At 71.5% G+C, this 21,705-nt stretch carries 15 protein-coding genes; 7 read left to right on the forward strand and 8 right to left on the reverse strand.

All coding sequences use genetic code 11. The features are described 5' to 3' along the window. Positions 1-196: 196 nt before the first annotated feature. Entirely contained in the window at positions 197-2,119 is a 1,923-nt protein-coding gene (locus NS331_RS08985) for a sigma-54-dependent Fis family transcriptional regulator (protein ID WP_058641667.1), read from the reverse strand. Between the two features lie 228 nt (positions 2,120-2,347). Between NS331_RS08985 and NS331_RS08990 the strand changes: the two genes are divergently transcribed. Further along, positions 2,348-3,829, forward strand: a complete 1,482-nt coding sequence (locus tag NS331_RS08990) for an aldehyde dehydrogenase family protein (protein ID WP_058641668.1) — start codon at positions 2,348-2,350, stop codon at positions 3,827-3,829. Positions 3,830-3,866: 37 nt separating this feature from the next. Continuing rightward, positions 3,867-4,634, forward strand: coding sequence for a coniferyl-alcohol dehydrogenase (locus tag NS331_RS08995; RefSeq protein WP_058641669.1), 768 nt, complete (start codon positions 3,867-3,869; stop codon positions 4,632-4,634). A 72-nt stretch (positions 4,635-4,706) separates the two neighbouring features. Here NS331_RS08995 and NS331_RS09000 read toward each other — a convergent pair whose 3' ends face one another. Further along, positions 4,707-5,606, reverse strand: a complete 900-nt coding sequence (locus NS331_RS09000; protein WP_058641670.1) for an NUDIX hydrolase — start codon at positions 5,604-5,606, stop codon at positions 4,707-4,709. Positions 5,607-5,814: 208 nt separating this feature from the next. Here NS331_RS09000 and glgX point away from each other — a divergent pair, with 208 nt between their 5' ends. Next, the gene (gene glgX / locus NS331_RS09005) at positions 5,815-7,956 is read left to right on the forward strand and encodes a glycogen debranching protein GlgX (protein ID WP_058641671.1); all 2,142 of its coding nucleotides are present in this window, start codon (positions 5,815-5,817) and stop codon (positions 7,954-7,956) included. Between the two features lie 970 nt (positions 7,957-8,926). On the opposite strand, the gene NS331_RS09010 is transcribed toward glgX, so the two are convergent. Then, positions 8,927-11,167 (reverse strand): TonB-dependent siderophore receptor, encoded by a 2,241-nt coding sequence (locus tag NS331_RS09010; RefSeq protein WP_058641672.1) that lies wholly within the window; start codon positions 11,165-11,167, stop codon positions 8,927-8,929. Positions 11,168-11,349: 182 nt separating this feature from the next. On the opposite strand from NS331_RS09010, the gene NS331_RS09015 reads away from it, so the two are divergent. Further along, complete coding sequence (locus NS331_RS09015; RefSeq protein WP_058641673.1) at positions 11,350-12,369, forward strand: LLM class flavin-dependent oxidoreductase; 1,020 nt, start codon at positions 11,350-11,352, stop codon at positions 12,367-12,369. 76 nt (positions 12,370-12,445) lie between these two features. Here the strand turns inward: NS331_RS09015 and NS331_RS09020 are convergent, their stop codons facing one another. The 5 genes from NS331_RS09020 to leuS form a co-directional block, all read right to left on the reverse strand. Next, positions 12,446-13,354 carry a hypothetical protein gene (locus tag NS331_RS09020; protein ID WP_058641674.1) on the reverse strand — a complete coding sequence of 303 codons (909 nt, stop codon included), beginning with the start codon at positions 13,352-13,354 and terminating at the stop codon, positions 12,446-12,448. A 305-nt stretch (positions 13,355-13,659) separates the two neighbouring features. After that, the gene (locus NS331_RS09025) at positions 13,660-14,424 is read right to left on the reverse strand and encodes a 5'-methylthioadenosine/adenosylhomocysteine nucleosidase (protein ID WP_082702349.1); all 765 of its coding nucleotides are present in this window, start codon (positions 14,422-14,424) and stop codon (positions 13,660-13,662) included. Next, positions 14,415-15,461, reverse strand: a complete 1,047-nt coding sequence (holA, locus tag NS331_RS09030; RefSeq protein ID WP_058641675.1) for a DNA polymerase III subunit delta — start codon at positions 15,459-15,461, stop codon at positions 14,415-14,417. Before holA ends, NS331_RS09025 begins: the two co-directional genes overlap by 10 nt. Positions 15,462-15,471: 10 nt before the next feature. After that, the gene (locus NS331_RS09035) at positions 15,472-15,942 is read right to left on the reverse strand and encodes an LPS-assembly lipoprotein LptE (RefSeq protein ID WP_058641676.1); all 471 of its coding nucleotides are present in this window, start codon (positions 15,940-15,942) and stop codon (positions 15,472-15,474) included. Between the two features lie 89 nt (positions 15,943-16,031). Next, positions 16,032-18,665 carry a leucine--tRNA ligase gene (gene leuS, locus NS331_RS09040; RefSeq protein WP_058641677.1) on the reverse strand — a complete coding sequence of 878 codons (2,634 nt, stop codon included), beginning with the start codon at positions 18,663-18,665 and terminating at the stop codon, positions 16,032-16,034. Positions 18,666-18,875: 210 nt separating this feature from the next. Between leuS and glgB the strand changes: the two genes are divergently transcribed. From glgB to NS331_RS09055, 3 genes are read left to right on the forward strand one after another with little or no spacing between them, the layout of a single operon-like run. Further along, on the forward strand, positions 18,876-21,008 hold the full coding sequence (gene glgB / locus NS331_RS09045; protein ID WP_058641678.1) for a 1,4-alpha-glucan branching enzyme: 2,133 nt from the start codon (positions 18,876-18,878) through the stop codon (positions 21,006-21,008). After that, complete coding sequence (locus NS331_RS09050) at positions 21,001-21,522, forward strand: ATPase (RefSeq protein WP_058641679.1); 522 nt, start codon at positions 21,001-21,003, stop codon at positions 21,520-21,522. Before glgB ends, NS331_RS09050 begins: the two co-directional genes overlap by 8 nt. After that, positions 21,519-21,704: a hypothetical protein gene (locus NS331_RS09055; RefSeq protein WP_058641680.1), complete on the forward strand. Its 186-nt coding sequence runs from the start codon at positions 21,519-21,521 to the stop codon at positions 21,702-21,704. The genes NS331_RS09050 and NS331_RS09055 overlap by 4 nt, the downstream gene beginning before the upstream one ends. The last annotated feature ends 1 nt before the right edge of the window (position 21,705 follow it).

Genomic DNA, 21,705 nt, shown 5'->3' on the forward strand with positions numbered 1-21,705 from the left:
GTCGAAGCCCGTGGGCGCGCCCTCGCGCGCGCCCACGGGCTTCGACGACATGGACGACGACATCCCGTTCTGAGTCATCCCCCTGCCGGCCCGCCCCCGGCCGGCAGCACACCAAGCCCGCGTATCGCAAGGACGCGGGCTTTTTGTTTTGCCCTGCGCATGGCGCCGCGCGCGCCATGCACCCGGGCGCGATGGCTCAGCGAGCGGCGCGCCCCACGGCCAGGCCGTGCCGGCTCGCGCGGTACAACAGCGTCGCCCGCGTGATGCCCAGCAGCCGCGCCGCGGCCGCCGCGTTGCCCCCGGTGCGGCGCAGCGCGTCGGCCATCAGTGCGGCCTCTGCCTGGGGCAGCGTGCCTCCGGGCTCGGCCGGCGCGGAGGGGGTCGGCCAGCCGCCGGTCAGCCGCGAACCGGACGGCGCGTCGCCCGCGGCCAGCGACAGCACACCGTCCGCCAGCGTCTCGCCCCCACGGAAGAGGTGGTGCACGTCCACCGGCTCGCCGTCGTTGACCATGATGACCGCCCGCTCGATCAGGTTCTGCAGTTCGCGGATGTTGCCGGGCCAGCCGTAGTTGAACAGCGCCTTCACCGCACGCTGGGTGAAGCCAGGCACATCGCGCCGATGGCGCTCGCGGTAGTGCGCCAGGAAGTGCTGCATCAGCAACGGGATGTCGTCGCGCCGCTGGCGCAGGGGTGGCAGGTGGATGGGAAAGACATTGAGGCGGTAGAACAGGTCGGCGCGGAACTGGCCCGCGCGCACGGCCTCGCGCAGGTCCACATTGGTGGCCGCGACCACACGCACATCCAGCGCCAGCGTGCGGGTGCCTCCCACGCGCTCGATCTCACCCTCCTGCAGCGCGCGCAGCAGCTTGCCCTGCGCGGTCGGGCTCAGGGTGCCGATCTCGTCGAGGAAAAGCGTGCCCCTGTCGGCCCGCTCGAAGCGGCCCGGGCGCGAGGCGCCAGCGCCGGTGTAGGCGCCGCGCTCGACGCCGAAGAGTTCGGCCTCGATCAGCGTCTCGGGCAGCGCCGCGCAGTTGACGGCCACGTAGGACCGCCCGGCACGCGGGCTGGCCCGATGCAGGGCGCGGGCGAACATCTCCTTGCCTACGCCCGACTCACCGGTGAAGAGCACGGTGGCCTGCGTCGGCGCCACGCGCCGCACCATGTGGATGGCCGCGTTGAAGGCGGATGAGGCGCCCACGAGGGCGGACTCGGCCCCCGCAGCCCCCACGGGGGCTTCGGCCGCGGTGGAGGACGGCTGCGCGCCCTGCGCCGGGCCAGCCGGCTGGCTCCCCGTGGCGCTGGCGCCCTCCTCCAGCGCAGCAGCGCGCGGGGCAGCCGCCTCGGGCACGAAGGGATCCGCCACAGGGCCCGCCGCGCCGGCCCCCGCCTGTGTGCCACCCAGTTGCAGGTAGCGCAGATCGTCCTGCACGTCCTCGGCCCAGTGCTCGACCGAGCGACCGACGACGCGGCATTGCGCATCGCCCGCCGAGCGGCAGCCCACCTCGCGGAAGAGGACCAGGCGTCCGAACAGCGTGCTGACATAGCCGGTCGCATAGCCGGTCTGCATCCAGCACGCCGGTGCGCCGGTGATGCCGTAGGCGGCGATGTGTTCGTCGTCCTCGCTGGCGTTGTGCCACAGGAATTCGCCGTCGTAGCGGCCGGTGTCGGCGTCGTAGCGCACATGCACCACTTCGACCTTGACCATGCCCTCCAGCGCATGCAGCCGGGTGCCGGCGACCGCAGCGACGCCCGGATCGGCGTCGGGCCATTGGCGGCGCACGAGCTCCGCGTCGCGCACGCCGGAGAGGTAGCCGGTGCGGGTGAGCACGCCGCGTGCGGCATCCAGGCCGATGGTCTCGATCAACTCGCGCCGCAGCGAGCCCAGCGCCTGCGCGTGCATCAGCACCATGCGCTGGTCCTGCAGCCAGATGCGGCCGTCGCCGGGAGAGAAGAAGAGGCACTCGCTCAGGTCGGCCACGGTGGGATGGCTGGCCGCGTCCACCTCGCGCAGATCGATGCGCCAGCCAGGACCGCCGGCCGTGCCCGAACCGGCCTGGTTCAGCGCCGCCAGGGAAATGCGGGCTGGCGCCGGCGTGCGTTTTTGTTTGCCCTCATTCATCGGGAACATTCAGGAATGAATGCCAGCATAGCTTCGTGCCGCGTCCGCAAGGCTGCACGAGCCCGCAACGGGAGCTCAGGGAAAGTCCTGATTCTTCCCTCGATGGCGGGAGGACGCCAGCGGGGAATGCGAGGGTGTCTTTCGCCGCGCTGGTACGCGCGTTGCGCCATGGCCGGTGCCGCGGGGCCGTTCGTCCCGCTTCTTCCTGTCCTTCAAGGAGACACATCCATGGGTTCTTCCGAACATGCCCACCTCGCCTGGGCCCGCCCGAGCTGCTGGGACGGCCAGGCCTTCGACGGCGGCTGGTCCACGCCGCTGGCGTCGAGCCAGGACGTCATCGAACCCGCCACCGGCCGCCCCCTGTGGCGGACCGGCCTGGCCAGCGTCGCCGACATGCAGGCCGCCATCGGCCGCGCCCAGGCCGCGCAGCCCGCCTGGGCCGCCACCGGCGCCCGCGAGCGCGCCGCCATCCTCCTGGCGGCGGCGCAGGCCTTCGAGCAGCACTTCGACGAACTGGCGCTGGCCGTGGCGCGCGAGACGGGCGCCATCCTGCCCAAGGGCCAGCACGAGGTGCGCGAGGCCATCGTGCTGTGCCGCATCGCCGCCGGCCTGCCGATGCAGGCCCAGGGGCAGGTGCTGCCCAGCACGCCCGGCCGCCTGTCGCTGGCACGGCGGGTGCCGCATGGCGTGGTGGGCGTGATCTCGCCCTTCAACTTCCCGCTGATCCTGGGCCTGCGCTCGGTGGCCGCCGCGCTGGCGCTTGGCAATGCCGTGGTGCTCAAGCCCGATCCGCGCACGCCCGCGGCGGGCGGCTACCTGATGGCCCGCGTGTTCGAGGAGGCCGGTCTGCCCCCCGGCCTGCTGCAGGTGCTGCCCGGCGACGGCGTGGCCGGCGAGGCACTGGTGACCGACGCCCGGGTGCCGATGATCGCCTTCACCGGCTCGCCCGCCGTGGGCCGGCGTATCGGCGAGTTGGCCGGTCGCCACCTGAAGAAGGTGTCGCTGGAGCTCGGCGGCGCCAACAACCTGGTGGTGCTGGACGATGCCGACCTGGATGCGGCGGCAAGCGCCGTGGCCTTCGGCGCCTGGTTCCACCAGGGGCAGATCTGCATGGCCAGCAACCGGGTGCTGGTGCACGAATCCATCGCCGCGGCCCTGCAGGCGCGCCTGGTGGCCAAGGCGCAGCATCTGCCCGTGGGCGATGGCGCCAGCGGCCAGGTGGCGCTGGGCCCGATGATCGACGCCAAGCAGCTGGCCCGCTTCGACGCCATCGTGCAGGACACGGTGCGCCAGGGCGCCACGCTGGAAGCCGGCGGCACGCACGAGGGCCTGTGCTACCGGCCCACGGTGCTGTCGGGCGTGCGGCCGGGCATGCGCAGCTTCGACGAGGAGCCCTTCGGGCCGCTGGTGAACCTGGTGACCTTCGGCAGCGACGACGAGGCGGTGGCGCTGGCCAACCGCAGCGAAGGCGGCCTGGCTGCGGCGGTGATCGGCCGCGACGTGGCGCGCGCCCTGGCCCTGGGCGAGCGACTCAACGCCGGCATGCTGCACATCAACGACCAGACGGTGAACGACGAGTGCACCAACCCCTTCGGCGGGCCGGGCCTGGGCGGCAACGGCAGCGCCGTGGGCGGTCCGGCGGACATCGACGAATACACGCGCTGGCAGTGGGTGACGGTCAAGGCCGCGCCCCCAGCCTTTCCCTTCTGAGCGCCACGGCACTTCGAGAACCCTGGAGACCCGAACCATGAACTTCCACGGCAAGACCTTCGTCGTCACCGGCGTCAGCTCCGGCATCGGCAGCGACACCGCCAAGCTGGTGCGCCTGCAGGGCGGCCGCGTGATCGGCATCGACCGGCATGTGCCAGCCCTTACGCTGGACGGCTTCGTGCAGGCCGACCTCTCCACGCCCGAGGCCATCGACGCCGCCGTGGCACAGCTGCCGGCGCAGGTGGACGCGCTGTGCAACATCGCCGGTGTGCCGGGCACGGCGCCGGTCGACCTGGTGGCCCGGGTCAACTACCTGGGCCTGCGCCACCTGACCGAGGCCCTGCTGCCGCGCATGCCCGAGGGCGGCAGCGTGGTGAACATCGCCTCCATCCTGGGCGCCGAATGGCCGCAGCGGCTCGAGGCCCACCGTGCCCTGGCCGAGACCGCCGGCTTCGCGGCCGGCCAGGCCTGGCTGGCCGCACACGCGGTGTCGCAGGAGCGCTGCTACCAGTACTTCAAGGAAGCGCTGATCGTGTGGACCTACACCCAGTCGCAGAAGACCTTTCTGGCGCGCGGCATCCGCATGAATTGCGTCGCCCCCGGCCCGGTGATGACGCCGATCCTGGGCGACTTCGTGCAGATGCTGGGCGAGGAACGGGTGCAGAAGGACGCCCACCGCATGAAGCGACCCGCCTTCAGCGACGAGGTGGCGCCGGTGGTGGCCTTCCTGTGCAGCGATGCGGCACGCTGGGTGAGCGGCATCAACCTGCCGGTGGACGGGGGCCTGGCCTCGACGTACATCTGAGGACGCGCGCCGGCCGGCGTGCTGGGCGATGCGGCACCGCTCGCGCCGCTCAGTGGCCCCAAACGCGCCTTCTCAGGCCCAGAAGCCGTCGAACCCACCCTCGGGCTCGAAGCGCCCCGGCCCCCTGACGAACAGCCGAAGCGGCCCGGGCATGGCGCGCTCGGGCACCTCATGCGCCGGGTCCCCCGGATAGGCCATGGCCTTGCCGCCGTCGGGCATGTCCATCACATGCGGCCGCACGCAGTAGGGGCCGCGCTCGCGGGTGGCTTCCATGAGGCCCGCCAGGTCGCCCTGAGCACTCGCATGCGCCAGATGCACCAGGCTCATGATCTGCGGCGGCGCCAGGGCGATGCGGCCGTCCCAGTACTGCTGCAGCGCCTCGCGCGGCGCCAGCCAGGCGCTGGCCACGGCCTCGTGGTCGTCGTGCGCGGCGGTCTGGCCCTGGGGCAGGGCGGCGATGAAGAAGCGGGTGTCGAAGCGCCGGCCCTGGAAGGACACCGAGCGCTCCGGCGTGATCCAGCGCGAGAACGGATGCAGCGCCAGCAACTGCGGCTCCAGCCCCGCCTCGACCATGGCCGCGTCCAGCCGCCGGCCTTCGTCGCACAGCGCATGCACCCGCGCCACCCAGGCCCCGGGCGTGGCGCCGCTGGCGCCGTGCGCGAACAGCACGCCGCATTCTTCGAACACCTCGCGCAGGGCCGCCACGTGCAGCGCCAGGGCCACCGACTGCGGCAGGTCGGGCTCGGCCAGGCGCAGCGCCAGGGCGGCCGGGTCGGCATCGGGGGCCACTTCGGGATGCGCATCGGCCAGGTCCACCTTGCCGCCTGGAAACACCCAGGCCCCGCCGAGCACGGAGGAGCGGTCGTGCCGCTGCACCATGAAGACCTCCAGCCCCCCGGGCCCGTCGCGCAGCAGCAGCACGCTGGCGGCGGCTTCGATGGGCACGGCGGCGGGATGGGGGGTCTGGGGCATCGGGTGTCTCCTGCGCACGCTCCGTCGGCCGGGCGGCAGCAGCCATTGTGCCGGCCGTGCCTGCTTGTGGCGTCCTACAGGCGACATGCTGCACCGCAGCTAACTTGCTGGCCTTGCCCAGGAGCGCACCAGGCCGGCGGTCGCCGGCCCTTCCCCTGTGGGGGCAAACCGCCCGGGCTCAGCCGCAATTCTTGAAGGAGCCCCCACCATGTCCCTCGAAGTCCGGGAAGGCCTGCCCCATCCCCTGGGCGCCACGTTCACCGGCGACGGCGTCAATTTCGCCGTCTTCTCCGCCCACGCCACCCGCGTGGAGGTCTGCATCTACGACGAGGCCGGGCAGAACGAAACCGGCCGCGTCACCCTGCCCGAGTACACCGACGAGGTCTGGCACGGCTTCGTGCCCGGCCTGGCCCCCGGCGCCCGCTACGGCCTGCGCGTGCACGGCCCTTACGAGCCCGAGAACGGCCATCGCTTCAACCCCAACAAGCTGCTGCTCGACCCTTACGCCAAGGCGCACATGGGCGAGCTCAAGTGGGCGCCCGAGATCTTCGGCTACACCGTCGGCCACGAGGACGGCGACCTGAGCTTCGACGAGCGCGACAGCGCGCCCTTCGTGCCCAAGTGCGTGGTGGTCGACTCGCGCTTCGAATGGAAGCAGCCGCGCGCGCCGCGCGTGCCGTGGGAACGCACCATCGTCTACGAGACCCACGTGCGCGGCCACACCATGCGCCACCCGGCCGTGCCCGAGCACCTGCGCGGCACCTTCGCCGGCTTGGCCAACGACGAGGTGATGCGCCACATGCGCGAGCTGGGCGTGACCAGCGTGGAACTGCTGCCGGTGCAGCGCTTCCTCACCCAGTCCTTCCTCGAGGAGAAGGACCTGCGCAACTACTGGGGCTACGACACCATCGGCTTCTTCGCGCTGGAGCCGCGCTACCTGAGCGAGCCGTCCATCGACGAATTCAAGGGCATGGTCGACCTGCTGCACGGCCAGGGCCTGGAAGTGATCATGGACGTGGTCTACAACCACACGCCCGAAGGCAACGAACTGGGCCCGACGCTGAGCTTCAAGGGCATCGACAACGCCAGCTACTACCGGCTGATGCCCGGCGGCGACGGCGGCCCCGGCCCGCGCTACTACATCAACGACACCGGCACCGGCAACACGCTCAACCTGAGCCATCCGCGCGTGCTGCAGATGGTGACGGACAGCCTGCGCTACTGGGTCACCGAGATGCACGTCGACGGCTTCCGCTTCGACCTGGCGACCATCCTGGCGCGCGAGCCCTACGGCTTCGACGAGGGCCACGGCTTCCTCGACAGCTGCCGTCAGGACCCGGTGCTCAGCAGCGTCAAGCTGATCGCCGAGCCCTGGGACTGCGGCCCAGGCGGCTACCAGGTGGGCGGCTTCCCGCCCGGCTGGGCCGAGTGGAACGACCGCTTCCGCGACACGGTGCGCGCCTTCTGGAAGGGCGACGAGGCCATGGTGCCCGCGCTGGCCGGCTGCATCACCGCGAGCGCCGACCGCTTCAACAAGCGTGGCCGCCGGCCTTGGGCGAGCGTCAACTTCCTGACGGCGCACGACGGCTTCACACTGGCCGACTGGGCCAGCTACAACGACAAGCACAACGACGCCAACGGCGAAGGCAACCGCGACGGCCACTCCGACAACCGCAGCTGGAACTGCGGCGCCGAGGGGCCGACCGACGACGAGGCCGTGCTCACGCTGCGTGCCCGCCAGCAGCGCAACATGCTGGCCACGCTGCTGCTGTCGCAGGGCACGCCCATGGTGCTGGCCGGCGACGAGTTCGGCCGCACGCAGCAGGGCAACAACAACGCCTACTGCCAGGACAACGAGATCTCCTGGTTTGACTGGGAGGGCATCGACGACCGGGGCCGTTCGCTCATCGCCTTCTTCAAGCGGCTGACGCACCTGCGCCAGACGCTGCCGGTGCTGCGGCGCAACCGCTTCCTGACGGGCGCCTTCGACGAGGAGCTGCAGGTCAAGGACGTGACCTGGCTGTCCTGCGACGGCACCGAAATGGAGTCCGCCCACTGGGAAGATTCCCGCACACGCTGCTTCGGCATGCTGCTCGAAGGCCACGCCCGCGCCACCGCCATCGCCCGCCGCAGCCTGGACCGCAGCGTGTTGCTGGTCTTCAACGCCTGGGAGGACGCGCTGGACTTCAAGCTGCCGCAGCATGGTGAAGGCACGCAATGGACGCTGGCGGTGGACACGGCGCATGACGTGGACCCGCACGCGGCCGTGGACCAGGTCGGTCCTTCGTTCGAGGCGGGACAGACCTATACCGTGACGGCGCGGTCGATGATCGTGCTGGTGGCGGCTTGAACGGCTGACCTTTGTCTGCACGCTGGTGCCTAGCTGGGCCTTGCGTGCGGGCCTTCGCGTGGATGGGGGCTGCTGGCGCGTTTTTGGCGCTGTGCATGCCCGGCGGTTGGCGGCATGGGCGCAGGGGGCGCGCGCCGGCACCGGGCCCAGGGCACGCGGGCTCATACGGGGTCGGTCGGCCCTGCGGGCCGACTGCGCTGCGGTGCTCGGATGGACGGGCTGCGCGGCAGAACTCGCTACGCGCTGACGCGCTGCGCTCAGACAACTGCCGCGAGTCAGTTCACGAAGCAGGCCTGTCCTTCGGCAGGCCTGCAGCCCGTCCATCCTGCGCGCCTCGCCGACCCCGAAATCGCCCGCGCGCCCTGGGCCCGGTGCCGACGCGGGGGCACTGGCGTTGTGCATCCGGGCTCGTGCCTGCGCGGTATTGCTCCCTCTCCCCTCGCGGGAGAGGGCTGGGGAGAGGGGGCGCGGTGTCACCCAAGAAGCGCAGTGGTGGTTTGACCACCCCCTCTCCCCAACCCCTCTCCCGCGAGGGGAGAGGGGCTCAGGTGCACGACGCACATGCGCGCCGATCACCCCCACCGCAGGCCCTGGTGCCGGTGAGGGCACGGCGGTGCGCCTCTGGGGCGCCGAGGCGCGCAGGGCGGACGGGCTGCGGGCCTGCCGAAGGACAGGCCCGCTTCGTGAACTGACTCGCGGCAGTTGTCTGAGCGCAGCGCGTCAGCGCGTAGCGAGTTCTGCCGCGGCCCGTCCGTCCGAGCACCGCAGGGAAGTCGGCGCGCAGCGCCGACCGCCCCTGTGGCGCACCGACGCGACCTCACCGGCGCCAGGGCCGGACCACCGCGCAAAAGTCACGCAACCGCAGGAAGTCCCAGGGCACCCAAAGCTCAGCCAGTGCACTGCCCCGCTCGGTGGGCGTTGAGCGCAAGACACGGGCCTACGACCTCAACGCCCACCAAACACCGAAGCCTCAGAACTTCGCCCGCAACGTCAGCATCACGTTGCGCGGATCCGCATAGTTGGCGTAATCCAGGTTGGCCCAGTACTTCTTGTTCGTCGCGTTGTTGATGTTCAGGGTCGCGCTCAGGCGCTCGTTGAACTTCCACGTCGCCCGCAGGTTCAGCACGGCCACCGGCGGATCGGTCACCGTCACCGTGCCCAGGATCGGGTGCGGAATGTTGAAGCCCTCGATCTTGGTCTGCCACTGCAGGCCGCCGCCCACCGACAGCGGCGCGAGCGCACCGCTCAGCTGGTAGTCGGTGGACAGCTGCAGCAGGTATTCCGGGAAATTCGCATAGATCAGGTCGCTCGCGTTGCGCTCCACCTTCGTGCGCGTCAGGCCCGCGCTGACGCGCCAGCGCGGCGTGACGAAACCGGCCAGCTCGGCCTCGAAGCCATACGAGCGCGTGCCGTCCACCGCGCGGTAGGCCGAACTGCCATCGGGCAGCGTGCCCGCCGGCACGCTGGTGTCGCGCACGCCGAAGTTGTCCTGCTTCGTCTCGTAGATCGCGAAGTTCCCCGTCAGGCGCCCATCCAGCAGGTTGCCTTTAATGCCGATCTCGGCATTGCTGCCCGTCACCGGCGGCAGCGGGTTGTTGCTGGCATCGCGGTAGTTCTGCGGGTTGAAGATGCGGCCGTAGCTGGCGTAGAGCGAGGCATCGGGCGTCACGTCGTACATCAGGCCGACGAAGGGCGTGCTCTTGCGGTCCACCTTCTGCACGCCGGTGGTGCTGACGTACCGGCCGGCCGTGTTGAAGTTGCTGGTCGAGCGCTCCCAGTTCGTCAGGCGCACGCCGGTCATCAGCGACAGCGCATCCGTCAGACGCCAGCGGCCGGAGGCATACAGGCCGGTCTGGTCGGTGGTCTGCTCGCTCCAGGCGCCGGTCTTGTTGTAGTAGGGCTGGGGCGCGTAGCCGTTCCAGGTGTAGATGTTCGGGATGTCGTAGCGCCAGCCGGAGAGCGAGGTGTAGCCGTCGGTGCGGCCCACCGTGTGGTAGTCCGAGATGCCCAGCACCACGTCGTGCGCGCGGCCGCCGATGTGCAGCTTGCCCGACAGGTAGGTGTCGATGGCGTTCTGCGTCTCGCTGCCGCCGCCCACCGCGCCGTACAGCGTCATGCCGGCGCCGGTCAGGCGGTTGATGAAAGGTGGCGAGAGCGTGGTGCGGCCGTAGCCGTAGGTGCGCAGGCTGAAGGTCTCGCCCTCGGTGCGCGCGACGCTCGCGCGCAGGCTCCAGTCGTCGTTGAACTGGTGCTCCAGCGTGGCATAGACCGTCTCGGACTCGCGGCTCCAGCGCGTCCACGACGGCGAGAAGCTGGTGGAGATGGGCAGGTCGATCTTGCCGCCGTCCAGCGCGAAGCGCGGGATGGTGCCCCAGATCGGCGCCTTGGGGTCGTTCTTCTGGCGCTGGTAGCCGAGCGCGACGACGGTGTTGCTGCCGACGTCGGCCTCCACCACGGCCAGCATGGCCGTCTTGTCTTCCGAATAGCGGTCGCGGAAGGACTCCCTCTTCTGCGGCGCGATGACGAAGCGGCTGCGCACGCTGCCGTCGGCATTGAGCGGCACGTTGAGGTCCAGCTCGGCACGGCGGAAGTCCCACGAGCCGGCGGACAGGGACACCGAGCCCGCGAACTGCCGCTGCGGCCGCTTGCGGATCAGGTTGACCGTGGCCGAGGGCGTGCCCACGCCGGTCAGGATGCCGTTGGCGCCGCGCACGACGTCGATGCGCTCGTACAGCGCGGTGTCGAACTCCTGGTTGGTGTTGTTGCTGTACGCCGGCAGGCCGTCGATCTGGAAGTCGGTGATCTGGAAGCCGCGCGCGAAGTACAGCGGCCGCTGCGTGTCGTAGAAGCTCACGGCCACGCCGTTCACGTTGCGCAGCACCGCGTCGATGCTGGTGAGCGACTGGCGCTCGATCTGCTCGCGGTTGACGGTGGTGACGGACTGCGGCGTCTCCCGCGCAGTGAGCGGCAGGCGCGTGGTGGCGCTCTCGCGGGCACCCTCCACGGTGACGGCGTCCAGCGACCGTTGGGCGGGGCGCGGCGCCGCGGCCCCGTCGGCGGCGTCGGCCCGGACGGCCGGGGCCGGCTCGCTGGCCGCGCCGGTCTGCGCCCACACGGGCAGCGCGCCCAGCGCGAACACGGCCAGGGCCAGCGGACGAAGGGCGGGAAGGGAGGAAGGGACGGCCGAGCGCGACCGGCGGGAGGCAGGCATGCTGATGCTCCTGGAGCAGGGATGAAAGGGCTGGCTGGCAGCGCTTTCCCCCAGCGGGGCGCACAGCTTGCTATGTCGACAAAGTCAGGCGATTGTAAGCAGCTGTCGCAGCGCGCCCGGGCCGCGGGCGTGGCGAAAAGCCCACGCCGGCAGGACCAATGCGATCGGTTCATCATGGCCGCATGTCCGATCCGCAGCCGCTGCCCCTGTCCATCCTCGACCTGTCCCCGATCCGCGACGACGGCGATGCGGGACAGTCCTTCCGCCACTCCCTCTCGCTCGCCCAGCATGGCGAGGCGCTGGGCTTTCGCCGCTACTGGCTGGCCGAGCACCACGGCATGCCCGGCATCGCCAGCGCGGCCACGTCCACGCTGCTGGCCTACATCGGCGCCGGCACACGGTCGATCCGCATCGGCGCCGGCGGCGTGATGCTGCCCAACCATTCGCCGCTGGTCATCGCCGAGCAGTTCGGCACGCTGGCGTCGCTCTACCCCGGCCGCATCGACCTGGGCCTGGGCCGCGCGCCGGGCTCGGACCAGCGCACCGCGCGCGCCCTGCGCCGCGACCTGGCGAGCGATGCGGACCAGTTCCCGCAGGACGTGGTGGAGTTGATGGATTTCATGAGCCCCGAGCCGCGCCAGCCCGTGCTGGCGGTGCCGGGCCGCGGGCTGCAGGTGCCGGTATGGATCCTGGGCAGCAGCACCTTCGGCGCGCAGCTGGCGGCGCACCTGGGCCTGCCCTATGCCTTCGCCTCGCACTTCGCGCCGCAGCAGTTGCTGCCGGCGCTGCGCATCTACCGCGAGACCTTCAAGCCCTCGGCCCAGTTGGCCAAGCCCTACGCGATGGCCGGCTTCAACATCTTCGCCGCCGACGACGAGGCCCAGGCCCACCTGCTGGCCAGCTCCTGGCAGCAGTCCTTCGTCAACCTGCGCAGCGGCCGGCCGGGCCGCCTGCCGCCGCCGGTCGCCGGCTACCGCGAGCGCATCGGCCCGGCAGAGAACATGCTGCTGGACAGCGTGCTCTCCTGCGCCGCCATCGGCACCAAGGAAACGGTGCGTGCCGGGCTGCAGGACTTCATCGACCGCACCGGGGTGCAGGAAGTGATCGTCGCGAGCGGCATCTACGACCACGCCGCGCGGCTGCGTTCGTACGAGATCGCCGCCGAGGCGGCGCGCGAGCTGAAGGTCGCGGCGACCGCCTGAGCGCGCGGCCGAGCTGTCGAATGGCCGAAGCGGCCAAATGGCCGAGCGGCCCGCGGGCCGCTCGTGACGCTTGTGTTTAGAAGCGCGCCTTGACCGCCGCCACCGGGCCCTGGAACTTCACGCGCAGACCCTGCAGGCCGGGCTCGTCGCGCTTCAGGTCCACGTCGGTGACCGCATAGGCCAGCGACACGCCGACGTTGCGCCACGGGAACCATTCGGCGCCCAGCTGCGCGTTGTAGATGCTGCCGTGCACCCCGCTGCTGCCGCCCTTGCGGATGCCGGAGGCGTCGAAGAACAGGCGCAGGTCGGGCGAAATGGCATGGCGCACGCCGATCTCCAGCATGGGCGCCACGGCGTCATCGCTGTCCTGGCGGCTGAAGCGGCCGTTGTTGCTGTAGAAGCCCAGGCTGGGCAGGTTGGCGCTGGCCGCCGCGAAGGCGTTGGTCTCGAGCTTGACCTTGTAATAGCCGATGCCGGCGCCGACGCCGAACACGGTGTTGCCCGAGCCGAACCAGTAGCGATAGCCCAGGCGAGCCACGTCCAGATCGAAATTCAGGTTCAGGCCTGCCGTGCCCGTGACGCCGAAGGGGCCGGCGGTGTAGGCGGTGCTGCCGTAGTCCGAATAGTTCTGGCTGTAGCGGAAGGCTTCGAAGGAGATGCCGTGGTTGTCGCCGATCAGGAACTCGCCGGCGATGCGCGGCAGCGCCTTGCGGTCGGCCCGGACATCGCCGGTGTTGAAGGAGGCGAAGTTGTTGCCCACCGTGGCGCTGACCTTGGGCTCGGCATAGTAGGCGCCGACGGACAGGCTCACGCGGTCGAGCGCGGGCGAGACGGTGGTGCCGAGGGCCGGGTCGGTGGCCATGGGGCTGGCGCTCTGGGCCAGGGCCGACAGCGGCAGCAGGGCCGAACCGGCGGCCAGGGCCAGCGGCATGCGCGCGGCGCGCAGCCAGGAACGGTACAGGGAGGAGGACGAAAGGCTGGACATGGTGCCTGTTCCTTGAAGGGAAGACGACGACGAAAAAGAGAAAGGTGAAGGACCGACGGTTGCAGGAGGCGCGGGGTGACGCACCGGCAGTGCGCCATTTGCGCCCCACGCGGGACGGCCGTGCCGGTCGGGATGGACGACCGATGAAATGGCCACGCCCTGCACGGGCAGCCTATCGTCCTGGACCGCACGGCCAAGTGGCGCCGGTCCTTCGTGGCTGTAGGACAAGTGACGTTCTGGCGCAAACGCGGAAGACCCGCTCCAGAGTGGCCTTTCGGCCCGGCAGGCCGCAGTGCAGGCCGAGGTCAGAGTCGCGTCAGGCAGCGCCGCACGATGGCCGCGCTGAAGGGGCTCGCCACCCGCGCCACGAAGCGGCCGAAGTCGGTGTGGGCGGCATCGTCGGCCCGGTCGGAGATGGTGCGCACCGCCGCGAAGGGCACGCCCCAGTCGTGGCAGACCTGGGCGACGGCGGCGCCTTCCATCTCCACCGCCAGCGCGTCGGGCAGTTCGGCGCGCAGCGCGGCGCTTTCGGCGGCGGTGGCGACGAAGCGGTCGCCGCTCAGGACCAGGCCGCGGTGCAGGCGCGCGCCGGCCAGCGCGAATTCGGCCCGCGCCTCGGGCGGCAGATGGGCCGGCAGGTCGGCCAGCACCTCGGCGGCGGCGCCGGCCAGCGCCTCGGACAGCGGGGCATCGGCGGCGAAGCGCGTCAGGCCGGTGAGCGGCACCTGGTGCCGCGGGAAGAGCGGCGAGGCGTCCATGTCGTGCTGCAGCAGCTCGCGCGCCACCACCACGTCGCCCACCGACACGCCCGCGCCCAGGCCGCCCGCCACACCGGTGAAGAGCACGGCAGGGGCGCCGTAGCGGTCCAGCAGCACGGCCGCCGTGGTCGCGGCCGCCACCTTGCCGATGCGCGAGAGCACGGCCACGACGGGGCGGCCTTCCAGGTGCCCGCGCCAGAACGGGCGGCCGGCGACGGTCTCGGGCTGCGCGTCGGGCATGGCGGCCAGCAGCGCCGCCAGTTCCTCGTGCATCGCGCCGACGATGGCGATGGGGGCCGCGCTCAGGCGCACAGCTTCGCGGTCATCAGGCCCAGCCGCTGCAGCGCCTGCCAGGGGTCGGCGGGCCAGTCGGGCTGCTTGAGGCCCTTGACGATGCCGTCGGTGACGTGCGCGGCGCGCAGCAGGCGCGCCAGCGCGCGCGGGGTGAGGCGCGGCAGCACGCGCTCGAAGGCGCGCTCGCGCGGGCCCCAGATGCGGTTCTCGCGCAGGGCCATGGGCAGCGGGCGACCCGCGTCCATGGCGTCGCGCACGCGCTTGAGGGCGCGGATGTCCTCGGCCAGCGTGTAGTGCACCAGCACCGCCGCCTCGCCCTCGGCCTGCAGGCCGCCGAGCATGCGGGCCACGCGCGTCGCGTTGCCCGAGAGCACGGCGTCGGACAGCTTGAACACGTCGTAGCGGGCCACGTTGTTGACGGCGGCCTCGACCTGCTCCCAGCCCAGCTCGCCTGGCGGGTGCAGCAGGGCGAGCTTCTGGATCTCCTGGTGGGCGGCGAGCAGGTTGCCCTCCACCCGGTCGGCGAAGAACTGCAGCGTGCGCTGGCCCTCCTCGCCGGCCTTCACGCGCTGGCCCTGGCGCGCCAGGCGCTGCGCGATCCACTGCGGCAGGGCGCCGCGCTCCACCGGCTCCACCTGCAGGGTCACGCCGTGGGCGTCGAGGGCGCCGAACCAGGCGCCGCTCTTGGTCATCTTGTCCAGCCGCGGCAGGAAGACCAGCGTCAGCGTGCCGTCGCTGGCCGCCGCGTTCTCGGCGATCTGCTGCAGGGCGGTGCTGCCGTCCTTGCCGGGCTTGCCCGAAGGGATGCGGATCTCGATCAGCTGCCGGTCGGCGAAGAGGCTGAGCGAGCCGCCGGCGGCCAGCACGCCGCTCCAGTCGAAATGCGCGCCGGCCACGGTGAAGCTGCTGCGCTCGGTGTAGCCGGCGGCGCGGCCCGCGGCGCGGATGGCATCGGCCGCCTCCTGCACCAGCAGCGGCTCGTCGCCGTGCACGGTGTAGAGGGTGCGCAGGCCCTTGGCCAGGTGCGCGTCGAGCTGGGCGGCGGCCAGTTGCATCGCAGCGGAATCAGGACGCGGCCGGCGGCTTGGCCGCGGCCAGGCGGCGCACCAGCTGCTGGGCCATGTCCTGCATCATGTCGCGGTACAGGAAGTTCTGCTCCGCTTCCTTGGCCAGCACGGTGTTCTCGTTGTAGCTGATGTCGCGCGACAGGCTGAGCGGCGTCTTGGGGATGAGCTCGCGGCCGTCCTTGGTGCGCAGGCGGTAGCTGATCTGCAGCGAGATCGACAGGTCGCGCGCCTGGCCGGTGGAGTTGGTCGACAGGATGGCGCTGGTGCGCGCCTCGTCGCTGAGTTCGCACACGGCCTCGGCCTCGGTCACCGGGTCGGTGTTGGCCAGCACCTTCAGGTCGCCCTGGCCGCGCAGCGCGCGGCGCAGCTCGGCCGCCACGCCGGGCACGCCGGTCACGGCGATGGAGCGGAAAGGGAACTGCGCCGCGCCCCGCAGCCGGAAGCCGCAGCCGGCCAGCAGGGCCGCCATGGGCAGAACGCCAGCGCCCAGCAGCAGGCCGCGGCGCGAGGGCCCCGCCGCCGCGCCCGGGCGCCGACCGGAAAGGCGCGCGCCCGCCCTCATGCCACCACCACGTTGACCAGCCGGCCGGGCACCACGATCACGCGCTTGATGGCCTGGCCGTTCGCATGCTTGGTGAAGGCCTCGCTGGCCACGGCCAGGGCCTCGATCTCGGCCTTGTCGGCACCGGCCGGCACCACCACGGCGCCGCGCAGCTTGCCGTTGATCTGCAGCATGAGTTCGACCTCGTCCTGCGCCAGCGCGCCTTCGTCCACCACGGGCCAGGGCGCGTCGAGCAGCACGCCCTGCATAGCCGCATAGCCCAGCTGCTTCCACAGCTGGTGCGTCAGGTGCGGCGTGACGGGATAGAGCACGCGCAGCAGGATGCCGAAGCCCTCGCGCAGCGCGGCCGCGCCGCCTTCTTCGCCTTCGGCCTTGAAGCCTTCGAGCGCGTTGAGCAGCTTCATCGCGCCGGAGACGACGGTGTTGTACTGCATGCGCTGGTAGTCGTAGTCCACCTGGCGCAGCACGGTGTGCACCTCGCGGCGCAGGGCCTTGGCCGCCTTGCCGAAGGTGGCGCCGTCAGCCGCGGCGGCGGGCATCGCGGCCAGCGCCTGACCGAAGTTCCACACCCGGCGCAGGAAGCGGAAGCTGCCCTCCACCGCCGCGTCGTTCCACTCCAGCGTGGCCTCGGGCGGGGCAGTGAACATGGTGTACAGGCGGGCGGTGTCGGCGCCGTACTTCTCGATCAGCTCCTGCGGATCGACGCCGTTGCGCTCGCTCTTGCCCATCTTGCCGACGCCGCCGTACTCGACCACCGTGCCGTCGGCGGTGGTGCCGCCGGTGATGCGGCCCTGGGCGTCCAGCGTGGGCGTGACCTCGGTGGGCGGGAAGTAGTCCTTGCCGCCCTTGGCGTTGCGCTGGAAGTAGATGTGGTTGAGCACCATGCCCTGCGTGAGCAGGCGGGTGAAAGGCTCGTCGATCGTCACCAGGCCCAGGTCGCGCATCACCTTGGTCCAGAAGCGCGCGTACAGCAGGTGCAGGATGGCATGCTCGATGCCACCGATGTACTGGTCCATCGGCATCCAGTACTGCGCACCGTCCGCCACCATGGCCTGGTCGTTGCGCGGGTCGCAGTAGCGCATGAAGTACCACGAGCTGTCCACGAAGGTGTCCATCGTGTCCGTCTCGCGCCGCGCCGGCTTGCCGCAGGTGGGGCAGCTGCAGGCCAGGAAGTCCTCGCGCTTGTTGAGCGGATTGCCGCTGCCGTCGGGCACGCAGTCGGTGGGCAGCACCACGGGCAGGTCCTGCTCGGGCACCGGCACCGGGCCGCAGTCGGGGCAGTGGATGATGGGGATCGGCGTGCCCCAGTAGCGCTGGCGGCTGATGCCCCAGTCGCGCAGGCGCCAGGTGGTCTTCTTGGCGCCCAGGCCCTTGTCTTCCAGCACGCGGGCCACGGCGTCCACCGCCTCGTGGTGGCGCATGCCGCTGAAGTTGTCGGAATTGATGGTGACGCCGCGTTCCTTGTCGCCGTACCAGTCCTGCCACTTGTGGAAGTCGAAGTGCGGCTCGTCGTCCACCAGCACCACCTGCACGATCGGAATGCCGTACTTGTTGGCGAAGGCGAAATCGCGCTCGTCGTGCGCCGGCACGCCCATGACGGCGCCGTCGCCGTAGCTCATCAGCACGTAGTTGCCGACCCAGACCGGCACCTGCTCGTCGGTGATCGGGTGCGTCACGGTCAGGCCCGTGGGCACGCCCTTCTTCTCCTGCGTGGCGAGCTCGGCCTCGGTCACGCCGCCGGCCTTGCATTCGGCGATGAAGGCAGCGATCTCGGGATTGCTGGCGGCGGCGTGCGCGGCCAGCGGATGCTCCGGCGCCACGGCGCAGAAGGTCACGCCCATGATGGTGTCGGCGCGCGTCGTGAAGACGTACATGCGCCCGTCCTGGATCGGGGCGCCGTCCGCGCCGCGGATGTCGTGCGTGAAGGCGAAGCGCACGCCGCTGCTCTTGCCGATCCAGTTCTCCTGCATCAGCCGCACGCGCTCGGGCCAGCCGGGCAGCTTGTGCTGCACGTGGTCGAGCAGCTCTTCGGCGTAGTCGGTGATCTTGAGGTAGTAGCCGGGGATCTCGCGCTTTTCCACCGGCGCGCCGGTGCGCCAGCCGCGGCCGTCGATCACCTGCTCGTTGGCCAGCACGGTCTGGTCCACCGGGTCCCAGTTGACGACCTGGGTCTTGCGGTAGGCGATGCCCTTCTCGAGCATCTTGAGGAACAGCCACTGGTTCCACCTGTAGTAGCTGGGATCGCAGGTGGCGACCTCGCGGCTCCAGTCGATGGCCAGGCCCATGGCCTGCAGCTGGCCCTTCATGTACGCGATGTTCTCGTACGTCCACTTGGCCGGCGGCACACCGTTCTTGAGCGCCGCGTTCTCGGCCGGCAGGCCGAAGGCGTCCCAGCCCATGGGCATGAGCACGTTGTAGCCCGACATGCGCAGATAGCGCGCCAGCATGTCGTTGATGGTGTAGTTGCGCACGTGGCCCATGTGCAGCTTGCCGCTGGGATACGGCAGCATGGAGCAGGCGTAGTACTTCTTCTTGCCCGCGACTTCGGTCACGCGGTAGACGTCGGCGGCGGTCCAGTCGGCCTGGGCGGCGGACTCGACTTCACTCGGTTGGTAGGTGGTGGGATTCATGGGCTTGGCGCAGGCGCCCGGCGCAGGGCGGGCCGGGGACCGGCGATTATCAGGGCTCGGCGCGCGACGCAGGGCTGCGCCACCACGGCCGTCCGCCACCGCGCCGAAGGCCGCGGCCCGCCAACACGGCCATCCGGATGACACGGCGCGCGCGGGCCATTGGCTACATTTGGGAACCCCGGCCCCTTCCCACGCCACACCCTTTCCCGCATGCTGTCCGACGGCGAGATCCAGGCCCTGATGCGGGCCGAGCATGGCGACGCCTTCGCCGTGCTCGGCCCGCACCGCTTTCCCGAGGGACTGCGGGTGGCGGCGCTGCTGCCCGGCGCGCGGCAGGTGGCGGTTTTGCATGCGGCCTCCGGCGACCCGCTGGCGGTGCTGCAGCGCCAGGGCGGCTCGGACGTCTTCGCGGCCCTGGTGCCGGCGGCGCCCGCGCAGCTGGGCTACGTGCTGCACGTGGTGTGGGACGACGGCCATGCCTCGCGCCTGCACGATCCCTACCGCTTCGAACCCCTGCTGTCCGACCTGGACCTGTGGCTGCTGGCCGAGGGCACGCACTGCCGGCCCTTCGAGGTGCTGGGCGCCCATCCGCGTGTGCTCGACGGCGTCGCCGGCACGGCCTTCGCCGTCTGGGCACCGCACGCGCGGCGGGTGTCGGTGGTGGGCGACTTCAACAACTGGGACGGCCGGCGCCACCTGTTGCGCCGGCGGCCCGAATGCGGCGTGTGGGAGATGTTCGTGCCGCACGTGCAGGCGGGCGATGCCTACCTCTACGAGATGCTCGGTGCCGACGGCCGGGTGCACTGCAAGGCCGACCCGTACGGCTTCGCCACCCGCGCGCGGCCCGGCAAGACGCCCGCCAGCGTGGTGAGCCTGCTGGCCGCGCCGGTGCCGATGGCGCCCGGGCGTGCGGCGGCCAACCGGCCGGACGCGCCGCTCAGCCTGTGCGAGGTGCCGCTGGATGCCGGGTGCCCCCAGGCCGGCGCCGACGGGCCGGGGGCCCGCACGCTGGCCGACACGCTGGTGCCGCACGCCGCCGCGCTCGGTTTCACCCACCTCGTGCTGACGATGGCGCACGACGCGGCCGTGGGCCTGTACGCGCCGCCGGCCTGCCTCGGCACGGCGGAAGACCTGCGCGCCTTCGTGCAGGCCGCCCATGCGGCCGGGCTGGGCGTGGTCCTGGACTGGTGGCCAGGCCGCTTTCCGGCCGACGTGCACGGCCTCGCGCGCTTCGACGGCACGGCCCTGTACGAGCGCACGGATCCGCACCCGGACGTGCACCTCGCCCAGGGCACCCACGCCTTCGACTGGCGCCGGCCCGAGGTGCGCAACCACCTGGCCGGGAATGCGCTGTACTGGCTGGAACGCTTCGGCATCGACGGCCTGCGCGTGCTGGGCGAGGGGGCTGTTCCTCCAACCGAGGACGGCCTGCCGCACGGCGGATCGCAGGGCGACCACGCCGCGCATGGCGAGCCGCACGTCCTCGACTTCCTGCGGCAGCTCGGCGAGCGGGTGGCGGTCGAGCGCCCGGGCGCCGTGCTCTTCGCCGGACCCTCGCTCCCCGCCTCGCCGGCGACCCGACAGGCCGCAGAGGGCGGGCCGGGCCTCTACCACCCATGGAACGCAGCCTGGACGCGCGACACGCTCGCCCTGCTGCAGGCCGAACCGGCGCAACGCGGCGAACTGCACTGGCGGATCGTCGCCGGCCTGTCCGAGGCCCATGCCGGGCGGGCCGTGCTCGCCCTGCCGCACGAGGCGGTGGCGCGGGGCAGGAGCGCGCCCATCGACCGGCTGCCCGGCAGCGAGGCACAACCGCTCGCCGGACTGCGGCTGCTGCTGGGCTGGCAGTGGGCCTGTCCGGGCAAGAAGCTGCTGCCCCTGGGCGAGGAATGGGCACGGCACGACAGCGCGCCCGACCTCGACCGCCCAAACCCCGAACGCCTGTCCGACCCCGCCATCCAGCGCCTGCTGCGCGACCTCAATCGCCTGTACCGCCACTTCCCTGCGCTGTTCGAGCAGGACGGCGCGCCCCACGGCGTCGAATGGCTGGTGGCCGACGACACCGAACAGTCCGTCTTCGCCTTCGCCCGCCGCGCCGCCGACGGCGCCCTGCTGCTGGCGGTGGCCAACTTCCAGCCGGTGGCACGGCCCGACTACCGCCTGGGCGTGCCCCGGCCAGGCGCCTGGCGCGAGGTGCTCAGCACCGACAGCGAGCTGTATGGCGGCAGCGGCCTGGCCAATGCCCTGTCCAACACCGTGCCCGAACCCCTGCACGGCCAGGCGCAGCAGATCGCGATCACCGTGCCGCCGCTGGCGGTGAGCTGGTGGGTGCCGCATGGCTGAACCCAAGATCGTCATCATCGCGGGCCCCAACGGCGCCGGAAAGACGACGTTCGCGCGCGCCTTCCTGCCGCAGGAAGCCCAGGTGCTGCGCTTCATCAACGCCGACCTGATCGCCGCCGGCCTGTCGCCGTTCGCGCCAGAGGCCGCAGCGCTGCGCGCAGGCCGGCTGATGCTGGACGAGCTGGACGCCTGTACCCGGCGGCGCGAAAGCTTTGCATTCGAGACCACCCTGTCCGGCCTGGCCTATCTCCGTCACATCGGGGCGTGGCGGCGCGCCGGCTACCACGTCAGCCTGTTCTTCCTGGCCCTGCCCGATCCCGAACTGGCCGTGGCCCGCGTGGCGGAGCGCGTACGCCAGGGCGGGCACCACATTCCCGACGACGTGGTCCGGCGCCGCTTCCACGCCGGCCGCGACAATTTCGAGCAGCGCTACCGACAGGCGGTCGACGCCTGGGCGCTGTATGACAACTCGGGCGAAGAGCCCATGCTGATCGACTGGGGAGAAGCACCGTGAGCGCCAGACCCATTTCCCAAGCCCGGGACCGCGACCTTCCCGCGTCTCTGGCCGCCTTGCGCCGGGCGGCCGCTGCCGCGCGCGAGACTGCTGCGCGCACCGGCACCGCCATCGTCATCGTGCGCGACCGCAAGATGGTGCGCGTCGCCGGGCCGGCCCTGCAGCCGTCGCGCGAACGTTGAA

The sequence above is a fragment of the Pseudacidovorax intermedius genome (genome assembly GCF_001476815.1).
GTDB classification, from domain to species: Bacteria; Pseudomonadota; Gammaproteobacteria; order Burkholderiales; family Burkholderiaceae_C; genus Xenophilus; species Xenophilus intermedius_A.

Bases quoted from the DNA above. Each gene is read 5' to 3' on its own strand.
- NS331_RS09000 (WP_058641670.1), bottom strand. From the start codon at position 5,606: ATGCCCCAGACCCCCCATCCCGCCGCCGTGCCCATCGAAGCCGCCGCC.
- glgX (WP_058641671.1), top strand. From the start codon at position 5,815: ATGTCCCTCGAAGTCCGGGAAGGCCTGCCCCATCCCCTGGGCGCCACG.
- NS331_RS09050 (WP_058641679.1), top strand. From the start codon at position 21,001: ATGGCTGAACCCAAGATCGTCATCATCGCGGGCCCCAACGGCGCCGGA.
- NS331_RS09010 (WP_058641672.1), bottom strand. From the start codon at position 11,167: ATGCCTGCCTCCCGCCGGTCGCGCTCGGCCGTCCCTTCCTCCCTTCCC.
- glgB (WP_058641678.1), top strand. From the start codon at position 18,876: ATGCTGTCCGACGGCGAGATCCAGGCCCTGATGCGGGCCGAGCATGGC.
- NS331_RS09015 (WP_058641673.1), top strand. From the start codon at position 11,350: ATGTCCGATCCGCAGCCGCTGCCCCTGTCCATCCTCGACCTGTCCCCG.
- NS331_RS08985 (WP_058641667.1), bottom strand. From the start codon at position 2,119: ATGAATGAGGGCAAACAAAAACGCACGCCGGCGCCAGCCCGCATTTCC.
- NS331_RS08990 (WP_058641668.1), top strand. From the start codon at position 2,348: ATGGGTTCTTCCGAACATGCCCACCTCGCCTGGGCCCGCCCGAGCTGC.
- leuS (WP_058641677.1), bottom strand. From the start codon at position 18,665: ATGAATCCCACCACCTACCAACCGAGTGAAGTCGAGTCCGCCGCCCAG.
- NS331_RS09035 (WP_058641676.1), bottom strand. From the start codon at position 15,942: ATGGCGGCCCTGCTGGCCGGCTGCGGCTTCCGGCTGCGGGGCGCGGCG.
- NS331_RS08995 (WP_058641669.1), top strand. From the start codon at position 3,867: ATGAACTTCCACGGCAAGACCTTCGTCGTCACCGGCGTCAGCTCCGGC.
- holA (WP_058641675.1), bottom strand. From the start codon at position 15,461: ATGCAACTGGCCGCCGCCCAGCTCGACGCGCACCTGGCCAAGGGCCTG.
- NS331_RS09020 (WP_058641674.1), bottom strand. From the start codon at position 13,354: ATGTCCAGCCTTTCGTCCTCCTCCCTGTACCGTTCCTGGCTGCGCGCC.